The sequence below is a fragment of the Acinetobacter sp. TY2 genome (assembly GCF_046269225.1).
GTDB lineage: Bacteria > Pseudomonadota > Gammaproteobacteria > Pseudomonadales > Moraxellaceae > Acinetobacter.
This window is the reverse complement of record NZ_JBJZOR010000017.1, coordinates 1-22,429: the sequence shown is the minus strand read 5'-3', so window position 1 is coordinate 22,429 and position 22,429 is coordinate 1. Positions and strand designations below refer to the sequence as shown.

The 22,429-nt window shown below is 38.3% G+C and carries 19 protein-coding genes; 16 read left to right on the top strand and 3 right to left on the bottom strand.

Translation table 11 applies throughout. The annotated features are described in order from the left end of the window. Positions 1 to 47: 47 nt before the first annotated feature. Positions 48 to 1,508: an inorganic triphosphatase gene (locus ACK1JC_RS11565; protein ID WP_409512027.1), complete on the bottom strand. Its 1,461-nt coding sequence runs from the start codon at positions 1,506 to 1,508 to the stop codon at positions 48 to 50. A 239-nt stretch (positions 1,509 to 1,747) separates the two neighbouring features. Between ACK1JC_RS11565 and ACK1JC_RS11560 the strand changes: the two genes are divergently transcribed. Next, entirely contained in the window at positions 1,748 to 2,131 is a 384-nt protein-coding gene (locus ACK1JC_RS11560) for an Mpo1-like protein (protein ID WP_409512026.1), read from the top strand. Positions 2,132 to 2,201: 70 nt separating this feature from the next. Further along, positions 2,202 to 2,351: a hypothetical protein gene (locus tag ACK1JC_RS11555; protein ID WP_409512025.1), complete on the top strand. Its 150-nt coding sequence runs from the start codon at positions 2,202 to 2,204 to the stop codon at positions 2,349 to 2,351. 160 nt (positions 2,352 to 2,511) lie between these two features. Here the strand turns inward: ACK1JC_RS11555 and ACK1JC_RS11550 are convergent, their stop codons facing one another. Then, positions 2,512 to 3,390, bottom strand: coding sequence for a LysR family transcriptional regulator (locus ACK1JC_RS11550; protein ID WP_409512024.1), 879 nt, complete (start codon positions 3,388 to 3,390; stop codon positions 2,512 to 2,514). A 208-nt stretch (positions 3,391 to 3,598) separates the two neighbouring features. On the opposite strand from ACK1JC_RS11550, the gene ACK1JC_RS11545 reads away from it, so the two are divergent. From ACK1JC_RS11545 to ACK1JC_RS11480, 14 genes are all read left to right on the top strand, one after another. Further along, a complete protein-coding gene (locus ACK1JC_RS11545) occupies positions 3,599 to 5,128 on the top strand; it encodes a CoA-acylating methylmalonate-semialdehyde dehydrogenase (protein ID WP_409512023.1) in 1,530 nt (509 codons plus the stop codon). Positions 5,129 to 5,139: 11 nt separating this feature from the next. Next, positions 5,140 to 6,018, top strand: coding sequence for a 3-hydroxyisobutyrate dehydrogenase (gene mmsB / locus ACK1JC_RS11540; RefSeq protein ID WP_409512022.1), 879 nt, complete (start codon positions 5,140 to 5,142; stop codon positions 6,016 to 6,018). 82 nt (positions 6,019 to 6,100) lie between these two features. Continuing rightward, positions 6,101 to 7,759 (top strand): AMP-binding protein, encoded by a 1,659-nt coding sequence (locus ACK1JC_RS11535; protein WP_409512021.1) that lies wholly within the window; start codon positions 6,101 to 6,103, stop codon positions 7,757 to 7,759. Between the two features lie 182 nt (positions 7,760 to 7,941). Then, positions 7,942 to 9,075: an acyl-CoA dehydrogenase family protein gene (locus tag ACK1JC_RS11530; RefSeq protein WP_409512020.1), complete on the top strand. Its 1,134-nt coding sequence runs from the start codon at positions 7,942 to 7,944 to the stop codon at positions 9,073 to 9,075. A 104-nt stretch (positions 9,076 to 9,179) separates the two neighbouring features. Next, entirely contained in the window at positions 9,180 to 9,953 is a 774-nt protein-coding gene (locus tag ACK1JC_RS11525) for an enoyl-CoA hydratase (RefSeq protein WP_409512019.1), read from the top strand. 59 nt (positions 9,954 to 10,012) lie between these two features. Continuing rightward, on the top strand, positions 10,013 to 11,098 hold the full coding sequence (locus tag ACK1JC_RS11520) for an enoyl-CoA hydratase/isomerase family protein (protein WP_409512018.1): 1,086 nt from the start codon (positions 10,013 to 10,015) through the stop codon (positions 11,096 to 11,098). Positions 11,099 to 11,423: 325 nt separating this feature from the next. Continuing rightward, positions 11,424 to 12,044 (top strand): thiamine phosphate synthase, encoded by a 621-nt coding sequence (thiE, locus tag ACK1JC_RS11515; protein WP_409512017.1) that lies wholly within the window; start codon positions 11,424 to 11,426, stop codon positions 12,042 to 12,044. 42 nt (positions 12,045 to 12,086) lie between these two features. Then, on the top strand, positions 12,087 to 13,385 hold the full coding sequence (gene hemL, locus ACK1JC_RS11510) for a glutamate-1-semialdehyde 2,1-aminomutase (RefSeq protein WP_409512016.1): 1,299 nt from the start codon (positions 12,087 to 12,089) through the stop codon (positions 13,383 to 13,385). An 87-nt stretch (positions 13,386 to 13,472) separates the two neighbouring features. Continuing rightward, a complete protein-coding gene (locus tag ACK1JC_RS11505) occupies positions 13,473 to 13,889 on the top strand; it encodes a GlcG/HbpS family heme-binding protein (RefSeq protein ID WP_409512015.1) in 417 nt (138 codons plus the stop codon). Positions 13,890 to 14,139: 250 nt separating this feature from the next. Continuing rightward, the gene (locus ACK1JC_RS11500; protein ID WP_409512014.1) at positions 14,140 to 14,634 is read left to right on the top strand and encodes a hypothetical protein; all 495 of its coding nucleotides are present in this window, start codon (positions 14,140 to 14,142) and stop codon (positions 14,632 to 14,634) included. A 75-nt stretch (positions 14,635 to 14,709) separates the two neighbouring features. After that, entirely contained in the window at positions 14,710 to 15,411 is a 702-nt protein-coding gene (locus ACK1JC_RS11495) for a phosphopantetheine-binding protein (protein ID WP_409512013.1), read from the top strand. A gap of 285 nt (positions 15,412 to 15,696) precedes the next feature. Continuing rightward, positions 15,697 to 16,341, top strand: coding sequence for an RluA family pseudouridine synthase (locus ACK1JC_RS11490; RefSeq protein ID WP_409512012.1), 645 nt, complete (start codon positions 15,697 to 15,699; stop codon positions 16,339 to 16,341). 139 nt (positions 16,342 to 16,480) lie between these two features. Then, on the top strand, positions 16,481 to 19,318 hold the full coding sequence (gene rapA / locus ACK1JC_RS11485; RefSeq protein ID WP_409512011.1) for an RNA polymerase-associated protein RapA: 2,838 nt from the start codon (positions 16,481 to 16,483) through the stop codon (positions 19,316 to 19,318). Between the two features lie 257 nt (positions 19,319 to 19,575). Further along, positions 19,576 to 21,273: an AMP-binding protein gene (locus ACK1JC_RS11480; protein WP_409512010.1), complete on the top strand. Its 1,698-nt coding sequence runs from the start codon at positions 19,576 to 19,578 to the stop codon at positions 21,271 to 21,273. 112 nt (positions 21,274 to 21,385) lie between these two features. Here ACK1JC_RS11480 and ACK1JC_RS11475 read toward each other — a convergent pair whose 3' ends face one another. After that, positions 21,386 to 22,402 carry an AI-2E family transporter gene (locus ACK1JC_RS11475; RefSeq protein ID WP_409512009.1) on the bottom strand — a complete coding sequence of 339 codons (1,017 nt, stop codon included), beginning with the start codon at positions 22,400 to 22,402 and terminating at the stop codon, positions 21,386 to 21,388. Between the last annotated feature and the right edge of the window lie 27 nt (positions 22,403 to 22,429).

Here is a 22,429-nt window from a genome sequence, read left to right as displayed (position 1 = left end):
TAAGAAAGGTTGCATCAATTGGATAAAACTGATGCAACCTTAATTGTTTACTTCAAGAATTTACGACTTACTAAGAATTGCTCAGTCGCTTCAAGCAATTTTTCAGCATAAACTTCTTGTTTTGCAGTAAGCCAGCCGAGTGCAAACCAATCACTTGCTTCAAGTTCACTTTGCTGTAAATAAGATGATGAAGAGGCAAGTACTTGATATTGTTCACAGGCTTGTTGAGCATCATTTAAAGACTTGCCATATTTTTGCAAATTTTTAACATCATAAATTGAGGTTAAAAGTGGAAAGCTAAACTTTAACTCATTTAAATGTTGAGCCAATTTTTCTAAGCTTTCCAAATCTGATAAATCTGCCTGAGTTAAACTTTCTTGCAACTGCTTATACTGATTTTGCAGTGTATTTTGTGCAAACCATTTCAAATCATGTGTTTGAGTTTTTTCACTAATGCCTAAACTAAACATTAATAATTCAAGATAATGCTGTACATTTTGTGTCGATTTGACCAAATTATTAAGCTTTTCTTTGGCATATAAAATATCTTTATCAAGACTTTCTGCCGTTTTAGGATTTTGTAATAAAGCCCCTAAAGTACGTTGCATATGCTCAAAATGTTGCAAATTTTTAAAATGGCTTTCAAATGCTGATAATTGATGTGCCCATTTATCGACTTTGTGATCCGTCCAATCACTGAGCAAAGATAAACTTAAATGTAAATGATGCAGTGCCAATTGTGCTTGTTGTACATGTTCATCTTCGGCAACTTGTGCAGAAATAGCCGCAATATTGGGCAATAAATGCTGTAGATGATTTGCAATCAATAATCGTAAATTTTGATCGGCGGAATCTTTTTTATTAAAAATAGCTTCTTTTGCCCCAGTTGCAGTGCTAACGTGTTTTTGAGCCACAAGTAAAGCACCAAACTCAGCTTTACTACGAACATCAAGCCACAGTTGATATTTTTTAACCCATTCAAAACTAAAAGCCAATAAAGATTGTATCGAACCACTTTTAAGCTCAAATTCAACTTCATGGATTTCTTGAGTCGCAGATTCAGTCCGAACTTCGCCAATATCTAAGCTAATTTCAATTTCAGCATCTTCAAAAGTAATGACACGAAGGGTGCGTTGAATATCAGTTTCAAACTGCAATTTTAATTGGTCAGCTTGCTGACCGAGTACCTGATTCAAAATCTCTTTTGCCGTAGGATTGGCCTCATAAAGAGAGAGGTCTAAATTGGGTGCTTGTTCAAGCTCGCCCAAATCAGCGTTGTCTTCAAAACGGTGTAAATGGCTTTTTCCAGCCGCTTTCAAGGTTTGAATCCAACGAGTACCTTCTAAACGCTGACGCAGTGCGGCATGATTCTTTGAAAGCAAACGATCTTCAGAATCGTAGTATTTTGCCTGTAATTGAATTATTTCTGACTTTTTAGGGTCTAATGCTTTGAGTAAAGCATTGCGACGTGCTTCGGGAATCTGAAATTTTAATTCAACTTCTACCATGTCTAAATCCTGATGCAATCTTTTGAATTTTTATTTGCAAGTCCCGATACTTAACGTAGCTTTGAAATCGGAGAAGTTTTGCAATCGATTATTGTAACGCAATTTTTATCATGAACGTTGAACAGATTTGATTGAGTGTATGTTTGTGAATGGATTTATGAATCGTAAGGAAAGCATAAATCTTCTTTGCATTGTGCAAATTTTGGATTATTGTGGATGGAAACTACAAGGAAAATAACATGAATGCACAGGTAGTGCCGAAAGGCGAATTGCAGCAAGCGCCACAATTTCAGTTACCCATTAAGAACTATTCGGAATTTTATCGTTTTTATTTGACTGAACACCGTAGCATTATGAGCCGTCGTTTGCATGCGGCAGGTAGTAGTCTTGGAATTTATTTTTTTAGCAAAGCTATTCGTCAACGTAAAGCAAAATATTTTGTTTATGGTTTAGTTTCAGGCTATGCCTGTGCTTGGGTTGGTCATTTTGTCTTTGAAAAAAATAAGCCCGCGAGCTTTAAACAACCGTTTTATAGCTTCATTTCAGATTGGCGTATGCTGTCAGATATTTTACGTGGAAATTTGAGTTTACGTGATCGTAAATTCGATAAAATTGACAGTTGATTGTTAAAATATTAGTTCATAAATGAAGCACAATTAATTTTAACTGATCGTACTTCATTTTTGAAAATATTTGACCATAAAGCAGAATTCAGAAGAAGCATCTATGGATGAACAGGACATTGAAAAGTTGCATTATCAGGTTTTAGATATTGGACGAGTTGTACAGCAGCTAGAATATAATCTGACTCATGCTGATGCTTTAGATCCTGATTTACATTAGTCGAAGTAGCTAAAATACATTCCTGCTTACTCAATATTAGTTCTAAAATTTATATTCACAGACCCGATTTAGTACCACAGCATTTACAGGAGTGTGATTGGCGTAAATATATTCCTCAATAATTTAATGTATCTAAAAATACATAAAAATAGATCTTTCTTTAGCCCATCAATAATTCCTGTTGTAAATCGGCTTGTTTACGTAAAAAATCCCAGACTAATTTAATTTTAGGTTCATGTTGCAAATCGACCAAGGTTAGCATCCAAAACGTATGGGTAAAGTTGACATCCTCACTTAAGACTTCTTGTAATTCAGGCTGATCTACCGCAATAAATCTCGGCAAAATAGCTAAACCTGCACCTGCACTGACAGCAATTTGTTGAGCTAAAATACTGTTACTGCGAAAACATGCGGTTAACTGCAAAGGTAGACGTTCCAAGCGATACAGCGCAGAGCTATAGACTAAATCATCAATATAATCGACAAAACGATGTTCCGATAAATCTTCTACACGGCGAATAGGCGAGTTACGCTGTAAATACTGCTGACTACCGTACAGTTTAAGGCTGTAATTGGTCAGTCGCGTGATAATAAAAGGTCCTGATTTTGGACGTTCAATTGAAATGACAATATCGGCTTCGCGGTGCGATAAGCGAATGGTTTTGGGTACAGGAATTAGGTCGATGGTCAGCAAGGGATAATGCTGTGAAAATTCCGCCAGAAGTTGAGCTAAAAATGCTGTTCCAAAACCTTCAGGTGCACCAATTCGGACGCGTCCTTGCAGTGGATTGGGCTTTTCAATTTGTAAAAAAGATTGCTCCATTTGTTCCACTCGAGGAATGAGTGCTAAACCCTCAATGGTAAGCTCATAACCTGTCGCTTCACGTTTAAATAGTTGCATACCTAACGATTGCTCAAGCGCTTGAATACGTCTTGCCACAGTGCTGTGTTCAACGCCCATGATTCGTGCCGCATTAGTGAGTGTTTTGGCACGTGCAAGAATTAAAAAATAGCGTAAATGATCCCAATCAACTTTCATATGTGCTTTAACGTCCTGTTAAATCAAATCTATTAGATACTAAAAAGGTTTGTGCAAATTTGCACATTCATCGTGCAACAATTTGGCTAGTGGGTCAAAGTTTTCTTTGTTAGTCTGTTGAAACAGCGTAAAAATGAAGTAAAAAATACGCAAAATAGATATGCCATCGGGCAAAAAAATCAACAAGAACAAGGATCATGGAGCGATCATGAACGCTATACATCAACCACAGCAAAGCGCACAACTGACTACAGCAAAATTACTCATCAATGGTCAATTTGTTGAATCTGAAACCGCGCAATGGCAAGATATTATCAATCCTGCAACGCAAGAAGTTTTAGGTCGTGTGCCATTTGCAACACCTGAAGAAGTGAATGCTGCAATTGCATCGGCACAACGTGCATTTGCAAGTTGGAAAGACACACCAATTCAAGCACGTATGCGCATCATGTTGAAACTACAAGATTTGATTCGCCAAAATGCCAAAGCGATTGCGCAAGTACTCACGGCTGAGCAGGGTAAAACTCTTGCAGATGCAGAAGGTGATATTCAGCGTGGACTTGAAGTCGTTGAGCATGCATGTTCAATTGGTACACTGCAAATGGGTGAATATGTTGAAGGTGTAGCTCGTGGTGTAGATACTTATACATTACAACAACCGCTTGGAGTATGTGCAGGGATCACCCCATTTAACTTCCCTGCGATGATTCCATTGTGGATGTTCCCAATGGCAATTGTGTGTGGCAATACCTTTGTTTTGAAACCATCTGAACAAGATCCGCTTTCAACCATGATGTTGGTTGAACTTGCACTTGAAGCGGGCGTTCCTGCAGGCGTACTCAATGTAGTACATGGTGGTAAAGAAGTGGTTGATATGCTGTGTACTCACACAGATATTAAAGCAATTTCTTTTGTTGGTTCAACTGCGGTGGGTACGCATGTGTATAACCTTGCAGGTCAGCATGGTAAACGTGTGCAGTCGATGATGGGCGCAAAAAACCATGTTGTGGTGATGCCCGATGCCAATAAAGAGCAAACCTTGAATGCTTTGGTTGGTGCAGCATTTGGTGCGGCAGGTCAACGCTGTATGGCGCTTTCTGTTGCAGTGATGGTCGGTGAGTCTAAACAATGGGTCGATGAGTTGGTTGAAAAAACAAAAACACTGAAAGTCAATGCAGGACATGAGCCGAATACCGATGTTGGACCAGTGATTTCACAAAAAGCCAAAGCACGTGTACTTGATCTGATTAATAGCGGTGTAGAGCAAGGTGCAGAACTGTTACTTGATGGTCGTGATGTTCAAGTGAAGGATTATGAGCAGGGTAATTTTGTTGGACCAACTGTTTTTAATAGTGTAAAAACCAATATGCGCATTTATAAAGAAGAGGTTTTTGGTCCTGTTCTTGCAATTATGCATGTCGATACTCTTGAAGAAGCCATTGAGCTGATCAATGCCAATCCATTTGGTAATGGTGTCGGTCTATTTACCCAAAGTGGTATGACGGCGCGTACATTCCAGCACAATATTGATATTGGTCAAGTCGGCATTAATATTCCAATCCCTGTCCCTGTGCCATTCTTTAGCTTTACGGGTTCTCGTGGTTCGAAATTGGGTGACTTAGGTCCATATGGTAAACAAGCGGTACAATTCTATACCCAAACTAAAACCATCACTAGCCGTTGGTTTGAAGACTCACAAGACGCAGGTGCTGTTAATACCACAATTAGTCTACGCTAAGGAGCATTCATATGAAAATTGCATTCATTGGTTTAGGCAATATGGGTGGCTCAATGGCGCAAAACTTGTTGAAATCGGGTCAACAAGTCTTTGGTTATGACTTAAGTGAAGTCGCTTTAAAACATTTTGCCGATGCAGGCGGCGTGATTTGTGAGAGCCCGACAGCGGCTGCCGCGCAGGCAGATATTGTTATTACGATGTTACCTGCTGCAAAGCATGTTCGAGAAGTATATTTGGGTGAGCACGGTGTGCTCAGTGTCTTGAAATCAGGCAGTTTATGTATTGATAGCAGCACGATTGACCCGCAAACCATTCAAGAAATTGCAGAGATTGCCAAAACAAAAAATATTGCAGTATGTGATGCACCTGTTTCAGGTGGAACACTCGGTGCAAAAGACGGCACATTGACCTTTATGGTCGGTGCAGATGAAGTGACTTTTGAAGCAACCAAGCCAGTGCTCAGTTTAATGGGTAAAAATTTGGTGCATTGCGGTACTGTGGGTACAGGTCAAGTTGCTAAAATTTGTAATAACCTAATTTTAGGGATTTCAATGACTGCGGTGGCTGAAGGTATGGCGCTAGGCGTGAAGTTGGGTATTGATCCTAAAGCATTGGCAGGCGTGATTAACAGTTCAACAGGTCGTTGTTGGAGTTCAGAAATCTATAACCCTTGGCCGGGTATTTGTGAAAATGCACCGGCATCTCGTGGTTATACGGATGGCTTTGCTTCACAACTGATGTTGAAAGATTTAGGACTCGCAGTCGATGCAGCAAAGCATGTTGATCAGCCAGTTACATTGGGCATTAAAGTTCAAGAAATGTATCAGAAACAAAGTGAAGGGGATGCTGCACGATTAGATTTTTCGAGCATCATTCAACAATATACATAAAAAATTAATGTGCAAAAAGGGTAGCATGGATTTGCTACCTCAAAAATTCAGTAATAACAATATTTAGACTGAGGTACTTAAGATGTTGAATTATCAGGATGCGGTTCAGACATTTGATTTAAATACGGTTGCAAACAATGTATTGTCGGGTTCATTAGATGCTCTGAATGCTTGTTATGAGTGCTGTGATCGCTATGCAGATACGGACAAAGTCGCATTGTATTGGCACGGCAAAGATGGTCGTAAGGAACAATATACCTTTGCACAGTTGAAAAAATATTCAAGCCAATATGCCAATTTTCTCAAATCACAAGGCATCCACGCTGGTGATCGAGTATCGGGACTTTTACCTCGCACGGCTGAACTTGTGATTACGATTTTGGCAACATGGCGTATAGGTGCGGTCTATCAACCGTTATTTACTGCTTTTGGTCCAAAGGCGATTGAACATCGTCTCAAACTCGCAGGGAGTAAACTTGTAGTGACCGATTTGGGTAATCGGGAAAAATTGGTTGATTTACAAGATTGTCCGCCTATTGTAACGGTGCATGTTGAAAACATGGCAACAGAATATCCGCAAGATTTGAGTTTTTGGCAAGTCCTTGAGGCACAGTCGGATGAGTGTGAAACCATACTGATGAAAAGTTCTGATCCATTTTTATTGATGTTTACCTCAGGTACAACAGGTCCTGCAAAACCGTTGCAAGTGCCATTAAAAGCATTGGTAGCTTTTGGCACTTATATGAAAAATGCCATTGGACTGACTGAAACCGATTCATTTTGGAATATTGCCGATCCAGGTTGGGCGTATGGTTTGTATTACGGTATAACAGGACCATTGTTATTGGGACATGCAACGCTGTTTTATGAGGGGGGATTTAGCGTCGACAATGTCTGCCAAATTGTGCAGGAATATCAAATTACCAATTTGGCAGGTGCACCAACAGCGTATCGTATGATGATGGCGGCTGAACCTGAAAAAATGGCACCATTAAAAGGTAAATTCCGTGTGGTGAGTAGTGCGGGTGAACCGCTCAATCCAGAAGTGATTCGCTGGTTTGAACAGGTTTTAGATGCCCCAATTTTTGACCATTATGGTCAGACTGAAGTCGGAATGGTGGTATGTAATCATCATTCATTGTCACATCCTGTACATGCTGGATCGGCAGGTTTTGCAAGTCCTGGTTATAGGATTGCGGTATTAGATGAGCAGGGTAATGAACAGCCTGCGGATACATCAGGAATTTTAGCGGTGGATATCAGCCAGTCCCCAATGATGTGGTTTTCAGGCTATGTGGAAAGTCGCAAATCCCCCTTCTTAAAGCATTATTATTTAACAGGTGATACTGCTGAAATTCATGAAGATGGCAGTATGAGCTTTGTTGGGCGTAGTGATGATGTCATTACAACATCGGGTTATCGGGTAGGACCATTTGATGTAGAAAGTGCCTTACTTGAACATGATGCTGTAATTGAAGCAGCTGTGGTGGGTGTACCTGATCCTGAGCGGACAGAAATTATTAAAGCCTTTGTGATTTTATCGAATCATGCCACAGCAAGTAAGGCACTTGAAGATGAGCTCAGTCAATTTGTGAAAAAGCGTTTATCGGCACATGCTTATCCACGTTTGGTTGAATTTGTCAGTGAGTTGCCAAAAACTCCAAGTGGCAAAATTCAGCGTTTTTTATTGCGTAATCAAGAAATCAGCAAACAGCAAACACAGTTGGGTCAAGCAGGTTAATTGGACTGACTATTTTCAAAAAATAGGATATGGATTGGACTGAAGGCATATTTCAGCCAATCCCATATCATCATAAGATTCATCTGTAAAATCTTTTTAAATCATCACTATTTAAAGTTAATGATTTAAATTTTAAGGTTAAGCAAGTTAGAAATAAGACGTTTGTTTATAGGAAGAAAGCGATGCATTTAACGGAAGAACAACAACTGATTCAGGACATGGCAAAAAGTTTTGCACAAGAACAAATTAAGCCAAATGCAGGTGAATGGGATCAAAAAGGCATATTTCCGAAAGATGCTTTGGCAAAAATGGGTGAGTTAGGTTTTTTAGGCATGCTTGTTCCTGAGGAATGGGGCGGTTCGGGTACAGGGACTTTAGCCTATGTTTTGGCACTTGAAGAAGTGGCCGCAGCGGATGGTGCAACCTCAGCCATTATGAGCGTACACAACTCTGTGGGTTGCGTACCAATTTTAAAATTTGGTACGGAAGAACAAAAGCAAGAATATTTAATGCCTTTGGCGCGCGGTGAAATGATAGGTGCATTTGCATTGACAGAGCCACATACGGGTTCAGATGCGGCAGCGATTAAAACTCGTGCGGTAAAAGATGGCGATCACTATATTATTAATGGAGCGAAGCAGTTTATTACTTCAGGGCATAATGCAGGCATGATTATTGTCTTTGCCGTGACCGACCCAAGTGCAGGAAAAAAGGGTATGAGTGCCTTTATAATTCCACGTAATACAACGGGTTATGAAGTAATTCGTGTCGAAGAAAAATTAGGTTTACATGCTTCGGATACCTGTCAAATTGCATTGACCGATGTACGTGTGCACGAAAGTATGCGTCTAGGTGCGGAGGGCGAAGGTTTAAAAATTGCCTTGGCAAATTTGGAAGGCGGTCGTATTGGTATTGCAGCGCAAGCAGTGGGTCTGGCACGTGCAGCACTAGAAGAAGCGACTCGTTATGCACATGAACGTACAGCTTTTGGTAAAACTATTTTTGAGCAACAAGCAATTTCATTTCGTTTAGCCAGTATGAAAACAGAAATTGAAGCGGCACGTCAGTTAGTCCACTTTGCAGCACGTAAAAAAGAAGCAGGTGAGCAATGTTTAACCGAAGCGTCTATGGCGAAACTTTTTTCATCTGAAATGACGGAACGTGTCTGCTCACAAGCGCTACAAATTTTTGGCGGTTATGGCTACTTAAAAGATTTCCCAATTGAGCGTATTTACCGTGATGCCCGTATTTGCCAAATTTACGAAGGTACAAGTGATATTCAGCGTCTTGTGATTGCACGTAGCATGGCGAATTAAGCAAACTGAATGAATATGATGCTTAGCACTTAGGCATCAGCATAAAAAATCAATAAAACCGCTTTCAAATAGATAGAAACACAGTGATAGATAAGGATATTTTTATGCAATGGCAAACAATTATACTTGAACAAAAAAATGGTGTGGGCTTGATTACCTTAAACCGACTACAAGCTTTAAATGCACTGAATAATCAATTGATTATAGAAGTTAATCAAGCGTTAGATCAGCTTGAACGTGATACAAGCATTGGCTGTATTGTTATTACAGGTTCAGAAAAAGCCTTTGCCGCAGGTGCGGATATTAAGGAAATGGCAGGACTTCATTTTCCACAAATTTATTTAGATGATTTTTTTAGTCTTGCAGATCGCATTGCACAGCGCCGTAAACCATTGATTGCCGCGGTGAGTGGGTATGCGCTTGGCGGTGGTTGTGAATTGGCACTCATGTGTGACTTTATTTACTGTGCAGACAATGCAAAATTTGGCTTACCTGAAGTAACTTTAGGCGTATTACCTGGATTGGGTGGTACACAGCGTTTAACGCAAGCGATTGGTAAAGCTAAAGCCATGGAAATGTGTTTGACCGCGCGGCAAATGGGTGCGCAAGAAGCAGAGCAAAGTGGTTTAGTCGCGCGTATTTTTGCCAAAGAAGAACTGCTTGAACAAACACTATTGGTTGCGGAAAAAGTTGCTGAAAAATCATTGACTGCGGTCATGATGATTAAGGAATCGATTAATCGTTCATTTGAAGTCAGTTTAGCTGAAGGTTTGCGTTTTGAACGTCGTGTATTCCATTCAATTTTTGCAGGTTCTGACCAAAAAGAAGGTATGCAAGCATTTGTGGAGAAACGTCCAGCAAAGTTTACGCATCAGTAAAGTTTCAATGATGATAAAAAATTAAAAATACAGCATCAACATGCAGTCAGGAATAAATTATGAACGCTCAGACACAACATGAAGCAAAATCAGAACATGATTTAAGTATTCAAATTCAGGGGCAGTTAGGCATGATCGCCCTTGATCGAGTGAAGCATTTGAATGCTTTGTCTTTAGAGATGGTGCAAGGTATTTATCAACAACTCGAAACTTGGCTTGAGCAAGATCAAGTACAGGCTGTATTAATTCATTCAAATAGTCCGAAGGCATTTTGTGCAGGTGGTGATATTCGCTATTTGTACGATAGTTTCCAAACGGATAAAAATGATTATCGAGATTATTTTGCAGCAGAATATGCATTGCTCGAATACATTCGACAGTATAAAAAACCGATTATTGTCATGCTTGATGGTTTTGTTTTGGGTGGCGGTTTTGGTTTGGCTCAAGCTTGTCATATTCAGGTGAGCAGTGAAAAATCACGTTTTGCAATGCCTGAAACGATTATTGGTTTCTTCCCAGATGTCGGTGCAACGCACTTTTTATCACGCCTCGATGAAGTTGGTGTTTATATGGCATTGACAGGTGAACAGATTAGTAGCAGTGATGCACTTTACTTAGATTTACTTGATTATCATGTGCAGAGTGAACAGTTTACTACATTACAAACTGCTTTGAGCTCAGCACAAACACTGAATGAGCGCCGTATTCGTGAAATTATTGGTGGCTTTATTACCGACCCTGCTCCTAGTCAACTGCAAGCCATGGCAGAGCGTTTAAATAAGCATTTTGGTTTTGCTACGCTTGATGAAATTGAAAAAAGTCTTGCTGATGAAAAATATCCTAATGACATCGAATGGGCACAAAAAACTTTACATGCCATTCAACAACGTCCAAAAATGGCAATGCAAACAAGCTTGAAATTACAACAAATTGGGCAAAGTTTATCGCTTGAAAAATGTATGAAGCTTGAACGTGATGTACAGGACATCTGGCTAGAACAGGGTGATTTCATTGAAGGTGTCCGTGCACTTTTGATTGATAAAGACAAAAATCCACAATGGAAAACCGATAACACTGCTTTTGAAAAAAAGTTAGCCACTGTTTTCACAGCTGGACAGAAACAACAGGTTGAACATATTGAATGACCGATATTACGCAGTCACATGAAAATTATATTTTACCATTCAATGTGTTTGGATACGTGTTAGTGTCATCCGTACTGTTTGAGCCATATATAGTGCAAAATTTAAATTTTTGATATAAGACTTTGTAAAGTAAGTCTATGAATATTTCAGATTGATCGAATAACCCAAGCAAATTTTTTGTTTGGGTTGTTTTTATTGCAATTTTTATTTTCATGTTTGGAAAGGTTTATATTTGTAGATCGGCTAATAGAAAATCGAGGAAATGCCCCCATTTTCAAGTCGGTAACGGTATACTCAGAGCATGAAATTGAGCTGTGGAAAGACAATGCGTGGTTTATACCTCATTACCAATGATGATCCTTTAGAAGTTTTACTTGCCAAGTTAGAAGGTGCTTTTGCCAATGGTGGTGTTGCAGTATTGCAATATCGTCGTAAAAAAGTGGCAAAAGAAGATCAAATTTATGAAGTGGAATATATGAAAGCCTTATGTGCTGAATATAAAGTGCCTTTCGTGATTAATGACGATCTAGAGTTGGCGGTAAAATACGGTGTAGGTGTACATTTAGGGCAAGATGATGGCTCAATTGTAGATGCAGTTGTACGTTTACCAAAAAAAGTTTTGATTGGTCGTAGCTGTAATAATTCACTTGAATTGGCCGAACAAGCCATTGCAGATGGTGCAAATTATGTGGCATTTGGTGCAATTTATGCTACCGATACCAAACCTGAAGCAGGCAACATTGGTTTAGAAACGTTGCAACTTGCTAAAGCCAAATTGAATGTGCCAATTTGCGCGATTGGTGGTTTAACGGTAGAAAATTCACAATTAGTGATTGAATCAGGTGCGGACTTATGCGCTGTGGTTAGCGATATTCTAGGTCGCCCAATGAATCATATTCCTGAACGCATTGATGAGTGGTCTGAGCTTTTTAAAGCAACCGCTTAAACGCTATTTTTATTTTGTATTGAATTTTAGTTGAGTAGATTGATGAGCTTATCTCCAAAGCAAGAACAATTATTTAAACAAGCAAGTAAACATATTCCAGGTGGCGTGAATTCACCTGTACGTGCGTTTAATGGTGTGGGTGGTACGCCCGTTTTTATTGAAAAAGCCAAAGGCGCATATTTGTATGATGTTGATGGTAAACGTTATGTCGACTATGTTGGTTCTTGGGGGCCGATGATTTTAGGTCATACGCATCCTGCAATTATCAAAGCGGTGCAAGAAGCGGCTGTTGATGGTCTAAGTTTTGGTGCGCCAACGGTACATGAAACTACGCTTGCCGATATGATTTGTGAAATTATGCCTTCAATTGAATTGGTGCGTATGACCAACTCAGGTACAGAAGCGACCATGACTGCTATTCGTTTAGCGCGTGGTTATACAGGTCGTGACAAAATTGTAAAATTTGAAGGTTGTTATCATGGTCATTCAGATTCGCTTTTGGTGAAAGCTGGTTCAGGTTTATTGACGAATGGTGAAGGTGAGGCAACTTCTGCAGGTGTACCCGCAGATTTTGCTAAGCACACTTTAACGCTTCCATACAATGATATTGCGACATTAAAGGAATGCTTTGCCAAATTTGGTTCAGAGATTGCAGGCGTAATCGTCGAGCCTGTTGCAGGGAACATGAATCTAGTGAAACCGATTGATGGTTTCTTGCAAGCGATTCGTGATGTATGTGATGAATATGGTTCAGTATTTATTATTGATGAAGTCATGACAGGCTTCCGTGTCGGTTTAGGCGGTGCGCAAGCACATTATGGTGTAACACCTGATTTAACCACTTTAGGTAAAATTATTGGTGCGGGGCTTCCAGTCGGTGCTTTTGGTGGTAAACGTGAAGTGATGGAATGCATTGCGCCACTCGGTAAAGTCTATCAAGCGGGGACATTATCAGGTAATCCATTGGCAATGCGTGCTGGAATTGAAATGTTTAAGCATTTACGTGCTGAAGGTTTCTATGAAAACCTAACTGCGCAATTGGCTAAACTACTTGATGGTTTACAAAATGCTGCGGATGAAGCGGGTATCGCATTTAAAACTCAACAAGTGGGTGGTATGTTTGGTCTATATTTCACAGATCAACAAGACATCACAAGTTTTGATTCAATGTTGAAATGTGATGTAGAAGCTTTCCGTAAATTCTTCCATGGTATGCTTAGTCGTGGTGTGAACCTTGCGCCTTCTGCATTTGAAGCTGGCTTTATTTCTGCTGCACATAGTGATGAAGATATTGAATTTACCATTGCAATGGCGAAAGAAGTTTTTGCTAAAATACAATAAAAGTGTATTAAATATATATTGATTTCATTTAAGATTAGCTCGTAGTTTACTACGAGCTTTTTTATAATATAAAAGGAATTTTTAAAAATGAAAACTAAATATTATTTAACCTTATCTGATGCTGAGTTTCTTCTAAATCAAGCACATCAATATGCGATTCAGCAGCAGTTTAATGTCAGTATTGCCATTGTCGATGAAACAGGCAATCTATTGGCAATGAAGCGTATGGATGGTGCAGCACCTATTAGTGCGATAATTTGCCAAGAAAAAGCCAAGTGTTCTGCTTTAAGTACTAAGCCATCTAAAGTATTTGAAGAAATGATTAAAAATGGTCGTAGTGGTTTTCTTTCAATTTCGAACTTTGTCGGTTTGTTGGAAGGCGGTGAGCCGATTCTTTATGATGGACAGTTGGTTGGGGCAGTGGGTGTTTCAGGGGTGAAAGCTTTTGAAGATGCTGCGATTGCACAATGGGCAATTCAGACCTTTTTAGCGCAAGTAAAATAAATTTTTTATACAATTAAATATTTTTAGTTGTTTTATTTTAACAATATCGATAGGGGAATAAATGAATCTTTATCAGTCTTTATTCGCATTTTCAAAAAAAATATTGATCATTTAAATGAAAATTATACTTGGCAAGTGAGTTTAGATCATTTGCCTATTCAACTAAATCTTATAGCGCAGAATGTTTATCAACAAAATATTGAGTTACGTCATAAATTACATCAAGCTTATTTAGCTACGACAATATTTGATGAAAAGTATAAGATTATTGAATGGTATATTTATCATTGGGGGTGGTGTAAAGGCGAATAGTAAAGATACACTGCGTAAATATACAGAAACATCTCCTGAACAACTAATTATAAAAGGCTCGAAAGGAATCGCATCTTGGTCAAAAGCCTTGACGGTTATTGATCCTGCACGCTATGCAATTTATGATGCTCGGGTGGCAATGTCATTAAATGCATTACAAATTATTGACAATATTGATGATGCAAAATATTTTCCACCTCTTAAAGGTCGAAATACGCTAATTAATTTTTTTCAAATTAAAATTCAGCCTACCTTGAGTCAATGGGATAAGTTTGATGATCAAGAATTTTATAGTTATTATTTAGACATGTTGAATATCGTTGCACATGAATTAGGTGGAAAGACTACACATCATGATATTGAAATGTTACTTTTTTCGCATGCTGAAGAATTAAGTTTTTTAGCTGCTGCTCACGTAGCGATGAATGACTAAGTTGTTATCACGTATTTATATTTTTATCTCCATCAAGGGTGAGTTCATTCTTGATGGTTCAGTAGAATCGGTTTTATGTTTTATCCATTTCCCAAGAAAATCCAATATCAACCAACTCAAGCCAAATGGTCTGTTCAATCGACACACAGTGTTTTATTAATTGTTGGTCTAGATGAACTTAAACAACACATTGAATGGAATGGAAGTCGACTAGCTAAACAGATTGATCAATTATGTAAAAAAGCACAAGCGCTCGATATTCCAATCATATTTTTAAGTCAGTCAGAACCTCAACATGGCATGATACAACTTGGGCAATACTTATCTGTTGCTCATGCTCAATTGATGGTTGCAGGCAAGATGAGTCCAATGATGAAGCAAATGATTCAACATGCATTGAGTATGATTGAACAAATTTGTGTGGTGGATGATGCAGTGCTGATGACAACTGCTGAACAACATATTCAAAGTGTGGATGTTTGGACAGGGCAAGGCATCCATCACATAAACACAGCGACTTTGGGTCGGTTATGGTCTTTGAGTGCGCCAAAAGAACTGATTCTGTCCGATCGTGGTATTTTATTGGCAGTGGCGGAGCAACTTGATCTTGCACCTTTAGACATCAATCCTGCGGTAGATTTACGTGATTATGGTTTAGATTCAGTTGCAATAGTCACGTTGATTGCTTTATGGCGTGTCAATGGAGCAAATATAACTTATGAAGATTTTCTCACATATTGCACATTAGAAAAAATAGTTAAAACTTTAAAAAAGTAATTAGCTAACTTTTATAAAGTTAAATTATTTTTGTTTGCTTAAGCATATATAATTCAATGTGTATCTTGGCTTGAGCAAATTGATAGTGAAGTTCAGTATCCGATTGAGTTTTATCATTAGATTTCGAAATGAAGATTAGCGGAATTAAACGTGCTAAAAATATGAATATTTTATATTCGGCTGAAATATGCAGATATATTGCATAAAAATGATAATTTTGATTGTAATTTATGGCTAGCATTCTTATCATTGCTCGCTTGTTTTTACGATCAGCGGAACTGAACCTTGAGTAATTTTCTAACCGAAAACCTGATACATCGTGAAGATGATTTTATGGTCATCCACAAACCCCCAGGTATACTCACCGTTCCAGGAAAAACAGAAGAATTACAGGATTGTGTCATCAATCGTCTATTAAAAGTTGAACCTAAAACACTGCTGATTCACCGACTTGATCGAGATACTTCAGGTATTTTGGTTTTTGGTTTAAGCCGTTGGGGGCAAAAAAATATTTCTCGTCAGTTTCAAGAACGTCAAACGTCTAAAACCTACCAAGCGATTGTTGCAGGAACGCTTCAAGGCGAAGGTACAATTGATGTGCCTGTGATTTATGATCCTGAACATCCACCTTTACATATTGCCGATCCTACACATAATAAACCTGCCCTCACGCACTATAAAGTGATCGAAAATTTTCAAATTCAGGGACAAGCTGTAAGTCGTGTCGAATTGACACCGATTACAGGGCGATCTCATCAACTCCGTGTGCATATGCAATATCTAGGTCATCCGATTATTGGCGACACCCTATATGCCACAGCAGAACAGCAACAATTGATGCCAAGACTATGTTTACACGCAGCACAGCTAAGTTTTCATCATCCTGAAACACAGGAGTCTGTACATTTTGATTGTCCAGTTCCTTTTTAAGTCATACCGATTTTAAAGTTATAAATGAAGCCCTTTTTTGGTGGGCTTTATGTCAAAATAGATTGCATTAAGGTATGAAATTATGGTTCAAATATTCTCCTAATTTGAACCATAATTTTCAGTCCTATTTGAGATAAAGGTGGAAAAATTGCAACAATTCGCTATAGGTCAACGTTGGTTATCAGATACAGAAACTGAACTTGGTTTGGGGGTGCTGATTGATGTTGATGAACGTTCAATCAGTATTTTATTCCCAAAAAGTGATGAAACACGTGTCTATGCACGTAATAATGCACCATTATCTCGAATTGTTTTTAACGTCAATGACACCTTGCACGATCAAGATGGAACAAGTTGGACGGTAGAACATGTAGAAGACCGTAATGGTGTATTACGTTATGACGTGATTCGTACCCTTGAAGATGGTACGCAAGAACGTAAGTCTTTAAATGAAACCCGTATTGGCGCGACCATTCAGTTGTCTAAACCGCTAGACCGTATTCTTGCAAGTCAAATTGATTATAAAGAATGGTATGACTTGCGTATTGAAGCAATGCAAATGCAAGCCAATATGCAAAATAGTCCATTACGAGGCATGATTGGTGCTCGTGTTGGTTTGATTCCACATCAATTCTATATTGCACATGAAGTTGGCAAACGTTTTGCGCCACGTGTTTTACTTGCCGATGAAGTGGGGTTAGGTAAAACGATTGAAGCTGGTTTAATTATTCATCAGCAACTCAAAACAGGTCGTTCTGAACGCATCCTGATTTTAGTACCAGATTCATTACAATATCAGTGGATGATTGAAATGCGTCGTCGTTTCAATTTGAACTTCTCATTGTTTGATTTGACTCGTACTGCGGCAATCAAAGAACATGATCCTGAGCTCAATCCATTCTTAACAGAACAATGTATTATTGCTTCGGTCGATTTGATGATTGACCATGAAGACCTACGTGAACAAGCTGTTGAAGCCGGTTTTGATCTTTTGGTAGTCGATGAAGCACATCATTTGATGTGGAGTGAAGAAGACGGTGGTAACGATCGTTACGACCTTGTTGAAGAACTTGCAGAAAAAACGTCAGGCGTATTGTTATTAACTGCAACACCTGAACAATTGGGTGTAGAAAGTCATTTTGCACGTTTACGTTTACTTGATCCGCAACGTTTTAATTCTTTAGATCGTTTCTTGGATGAAGAAGAAAAATATCATCACACTGCAAAAATTGCAGAAGTGTTGATGTCTGACTTCCCGCTTGAAGCTGAACATTTAGCTGCTGTTGAACAATTATTAGGTCATCCAATTACCGATGAACCCGAACAGCGCTTCCGCGCCATTCATGAGTTGTTAGACCGTCATGGTACAGGGCGTGTATTGTTCCGTAATACTCGTGAAGCGATTCAAGGTTTCCCTGGTCGTGACTGTCAACCTGCGCCATTACCTGCACCTGAAAATTGGTCAAAAGATGGTAAATTACGTGAACAAATGTGGCCTGAAGAAACACAACTTGATGGCTCGTGGATGGAAACAGATCCACGTGTTAACTGGTTGATGGAAAAATTACGTACCGATTTAAAACACAAGAAAGTGTTGTTGATTGCACGTAGTGGTCCTGTGGTTGAAGCATTGGAAAGTGCATTACGTATTCATGCGGGTATTCGTACTGCAATGTTCCATGAAGGTATGAGTTTACTTGAGCGTGACCAAGCGGCTGCATATTTTGCAGAAGATAGCTATGGTGCACAGATTTTACTGTGTTCTGAAATTGGTTCAGAAGGTCGTAATTTCCAATTTGCATCTGATCTTGTATTGTTTGATTTACCTGCCAACCCTGATGTGCTTGAACAACGTATTGGTCGTTTAGATCGTATTGGTCAAGAAAATCGTATTCAAATTCATGTGCCATACTTGGTGGGTACGGCGCAAGAGCGTATGTTCCGTTGGTACAATGAAGCGTTAAATATTTTCAGTAGCATTTCACCGACAGCACAAACGCTACAAGAAAACTTTATTGTTGATTTAAAAGATTGTTTACTTACCGATAAAGGTCAAGCATTTGAAGAATTGCTTGAAGCAGTGAATGTACAACGCCAAGCACTTGAAAATGAATTGCAAGAAGGCCGTGACCGTTTACTTGAATACAATTCTTGTCGTCCAATCGTTGCACAAGAAATTGTGACTGCACTTGAAGACTATGATGACAATACTTTATTGCCAATGTTCATGAAGCGTTTCATGGCATCGACCAATATCGATTTTGATGAGCAAAGTAACGGTACGGTCATCATTAAACCAACTGATCAAATGCAAGTTCAAGGACTTGATCTTGATGAAGATGGTATGACTGTAACGTTTTATCGTGACCAAGCTCAAATTCGTGAAGATGCAGAATATTTGACTTTGGAGCATCCATTTACTGAAAGCGTAATGGAAATGATCCGCACTCAATCTTTCGGTAGTACCAATGTTGCAATTTTAAAAACCAATGCTTTAAAACAAGGTTCAGTCTTGCTTGAAGTGTGGTTTAAAGTGGATGTGGTTGCACCAAAAGCTTTGAACTTGCCTTCAAGCTTGCCAACACAATTGATCCGAGTGTTATTGACTGAGACAGGTCAAGATATTTCAACAAAATTGAGCCCTGAAATTTTATCGCCTTATGTTAGTCATTTAGACAGCAACAGTTGCCGTCAAGTTGTTAAAGCGCGCCGTGATGTGATTGAACAGCGTTATGCGCAAGCACTCGACATCGCAAAAAGTGCATTGCCACAATTGAAAGAACAAGCCAAAGAAATGTATGGCAGTAAATGGCAATATGAAATTGACCGTTTAACGTACTTGAAACAGTTCAACTCAAGTATTCGTGAAGATGAAATTACACGTTTACAAAAATTGCAGAAAGAAGGTTTAGGTTTACTTGAAGGTCTATCTGTAACCCCTGAAGCGATTCAAGTGTTAGTTGTAGTTAAGCCATAATAAACGAATTTAATTAAATTCATTTATGCATAAAAAGCTCCTTCGGGAGCTTTTTTTGTTTTAGAGAAAAAATTCAATATCGATCTATGAATAAATTAAAAAAAAGGTTAAAAAACAATCTATACAGAGTGGTCAAATTTATGCTATCCATAATGCAAATGTCATATTTTATTTGCATAGGAAAACACTAGATTTGTGATAAATCAGGTGAAAGACAAAAATAGGATTTAAAAAACTTAAAATAAAGGAAGAATGAGATGCAAAACACGGAAAACGCAGATGTATATATCAGTCATGTGCATGGTTTGCTTCATTGGGAAAAAAACTTACCCAATAAAAAGGCATTGGTACAGCCCTTAGCCAATGGAGAAGTCATTTCATATACTTGGATGGAGGTCGCACAGCAGGTTCGCTGTATCGCGACTTACTTATTGTCATTGAACTTACCCAAAGGCACATCGATAGCGATCTATGGAAAAAATAGTGCACATTGGATTATGGCGGATTTAGCGATATGGATGGCAGGGCATGTTTCCGTTCCTTTATATCCGACATTGAATGCCGAAGGGGCAACTTATGTGCTTGAACATAGTGATGCAAAAGTATTATTTATTGGTAAGTTAGATGGGAAAACAGATAGTTGGAATGAAGTTAAAGACCAAATTCCAGCACATTTAACCTGTATTTGTCTGGCTTTGGCACCAGAGTTTGATGCACCAAAGTGGGATGATATTGTTGAAAATACAGCCCCACTTGATCAAGTGATTTTGCCTGAGCCAAGCCAATTGGCAACCATTATTTATACATCAGGAAGTACAGGATTACCAAAAGGGGTGATGCAAAGCTTTGGTACTCTGCTTGCAGGTGCTCGTGAATTACAAACGAAATATCAAGTAACAGAGGCAGACCGAGCACTGTCTTATTTACCGCTTGCGCATGTTGCAGAGCGAATTTTTATTGAATGTACTTTAATGATAAGTGGCTTTACAGCTTATTTTGCCAATTCAATCGAAACTTTTGTTGAAGATTTGAATCGTGCACAACCGACATTATTTTTCTCAGTACCAAGATTATGGACAAAGTTTTATTTAGGTATTAATGAAAAAATTCCATTACATGTACAAAAGATACTCTTTAAAATTCCAGTCTTAGGTAAAATTGTAAAAAAGAAGTTATTAACCAAATTGGGGTTAAATAAAGTTCGTTATGCTTTTACGGCATCTGCCCCTTTACCCACTGATATTATTTTATGGTATCGCAATTTGGGTTTAGAGTTACTTGAGGTCTATGGTATGACAGAAAATTGTGGTTATTCTCATGTCACTCAGGAAGGAAACTTTGCCGCAGGCTATGTGGGTAATGCGCAACCGAAGGTTGAATGCAAAATTGATGAAAATGGTGAGATCTTAGTTAAAAGTCCGGGAACGATGTTGGGCTATTATAAAAATCCTGAAAAAACAGCAGAAGATATGACTCAAGATGGATTTTTACGTACAGGTGATCTAGGGGAAATTGATGCGAGTGGTCGATTAAAAATTACAGGGCGTATTAAAGATATATTTAAAACCTCGAAAGGGAAATATATTATGCCTGTGCCAACGGAACAAAAACTAGGGAATCATGAACTTATTGAGTCTGTATGTATAGGTGGTTCAAGTCAGCCTCAACCTGTTGCATTTATTATGCTTCCTGAAGAAATTCGTCATCAGCTAAAAGAAAATAGTAAAAATAATGAGATTGAAAGTTCATTGAAATTATTGCGTAATAGTATTAATGAGACACTTGAATCACATGAAAAAATTAGTTTTTTTGTTGTGGTGAATGAGCCTTGGACAATGGAAAATGATTTACTGACACCCACTTTAAAAATTAAGCGTAATAAAATTGAAAGTCATTATGAGCCATTTTTAAACCAATGGGCGGCACTGAAACAGGAAGTCGTTTGGGAATCATGATTATATTGTATATCTATATTGAAAATAAATGATCTTGAAAAGCTCCTGAGGGAGCTTTTCATGCATATGAATAAAACATTCTTAGATTTAAATTGAGTAACAATAAAAGATGTTAAATCATGCCTGCTTCTTTTAATTCTAATTTTAAATAAGCATAGAAGATGGGTGCAACAATTAAGCCTGTTAACCCAAAGAGTGATTCAAAGACCAACATGGCTAAAAGAACTTCCCAAGATGCGGCATGAATTTTTGTGCCAATAATTCGAGCATTGATAAAATATTCGAGTTTATGAATTAAAATCAAATAAATAAGTGTAATTCCAGCTGTTGTGACTGAAATGGTTAAACCTGTAAGGACAATAATGGTATTGGAAATAAGATTACCAACAATAGGAATGAGCCCACAGATAAAAGTAAGAATAGTCAGTGTTTTTGCAAAAGGCAGATGAATACCGCAGAGGGGCAATATAATATGTGCAAAAATAATAAAGAGTGCGGTGTTGATGAGTGAAATTTTAAATTGAGCAAAAACAACATTCTTAAAAGAAATAGAAAGATTCTCAATCCGTTGAATCAATGCACGTTTAAAAATTGGATATTCATGTTTAGGATGTAATTGATTAAGCGAAACCAATATGCCAATAATTGTTCCAATGAGCATGGTTGCGAGCGTGTGTAGAACGTCTGTACCTGTAGTTTTAAGTAAAGATAAATTATCACGTAGAAGATCAAAGGTTTGATCTTTTAATTCATTGAGTGTGTAGGGAATAAAACCAGGAATATACTGAGCGATTTCTTCTTGTAATTTCAGTAAGGTTTGATCCACTTGTTGACTTAGCAAAGTAATTCCATCACCTTGTAAATCATGTTGTACAAAACTATATAAACCTGTAATAGATAGCGTGATGAACGTAATAATTAAAATACCTAAAATCACGCTAATTGAAATTCGCGCACGTTGCCCATCAATGTAGCGTTCAGTAATATTCCCCAAACTATTAATGATTTCAAACACGACGAAACCCGCAAAAAAACTTGCGAGTAAATGAAGTGGAATTAATGCCATCAATACGATGAACTGATGTGTGCTGAAAAAACAGGAGGTTTTAACTTGGTAAACTAAACACACTCATCAGGAGTTTACCATGAGCAAGAA

What these genes read in the sequence shown, in the direction of transcription:
- ACK1JC_RS11565 (WP_409512027.1), bottom strand. Translation starts at nt 1,508, where the DNA reads ATGGTAGAAGTTGAATTAAAATTTCAGATTCCCGAAGCACGTCGCAAT.
- ACK1JC_RS11560 (WP_409512026.1), top strand. Translation starts at nt 1,748, where the DNA reads ATGAATGCACAGGTAGTGCCGAAAGGCGAATTGCAGCAAGCGCCACAA.
- ACK1JC_RS11550 (WP_409512024.1), bottom strand. Translation starts at nt 3,390, where the DNA reads ATGAAAGTTGATTGGGATCATTTACGCTATTTTTTAATTCTTGCACGT.
- ACK1JC_RS11545 (WP_409512023.1), top strand. Translation starts at nt 3,599, where the DNA reads ATGAACGCTATACATCAACCACAGCAAAGCGCACAACTGACTACAGCA.
- mmsB (WP_409512022.1), top strand. Translation starts at nt 5,140, where the DNA reads ATGAAAATTGCATTCATTGGTTTAGGCAATATGGGTGGCTCAATGGCG.
- ACK1JC_RS11535 (WP_409512021.1), top strand. Translation starts at nt 6,101, where the DNA reads ATGTTGAATTATCAGGATGCGGTTCAGACATTTGATTTAAATACGGTT.
- ACK1JC_RS11530 (WP_409512020.1), top strand. Translation starts at nt 7,942, where the DNA reads ATGCATTTAACGGAAGAACAACAACTGATTCAGGACATGGCAAAAAGT.
- ACK1JC_RS11525 (WP_409512019.1), top strand. Translation starts at nt 9,180, where the DNA reads ATGCAATGGCAAACAATTATACTTGAACAAAAAAATGGTGTGGGCTTG.
- ACK1JC_RS11520 (WP_409512018.1), top strand. Translation starts at nt 10,013, where the DNA reads ATGAACGCTCAGACACAACATGAAGCAAAATCAGAACATGATTTAAGT.
- thiE (WP_409512017.1), top strand. Translation starts at nt 11,424, where the DNA reads ATGCGTGGTTTATACCTCATTACCAATGATGATCCTTTAGAAGTTTTA.
- hemL (WP_409512016.1), top strand. Translation starts at nt 12,087, where the DNA reads ATGAGCTTATCTCCAAAGCAAGAACAATTATTTAAACAAGCAAGTAAA.
- ACK1JC_RS11505 (WP_409512015.1), top strand. Translation starts at nt 13,473, where the DNA reads ATGAAAACTAAATATTATTTAACCTTATCTGATGCTGAGTTTCTTCTA.
- ACK1JC_RS11500 (WP_409512014.1), top strand. Translation starts at nt 14,140, where the DNA reads ATGAAAAGTATAAGATTATTGAATGGTATATTTATCATTGGGGGTGGT.
- ACK1JC_RS11495 (WP_409512013.1), top strand. Translation starts at nt 14,710, where the DNA reads ATGTTTTATCCATTTCCCAAGAAAATCCAATATCAACCAACTCAAGCC.
- ACK1JC_RS11480 (WP_409512010.1), top strand. Translation starts at nt 19,576, where the DNA reads ATGCAAAACACGGAAAACGCAGATGTATATATCAGTCATGTGCATGGT.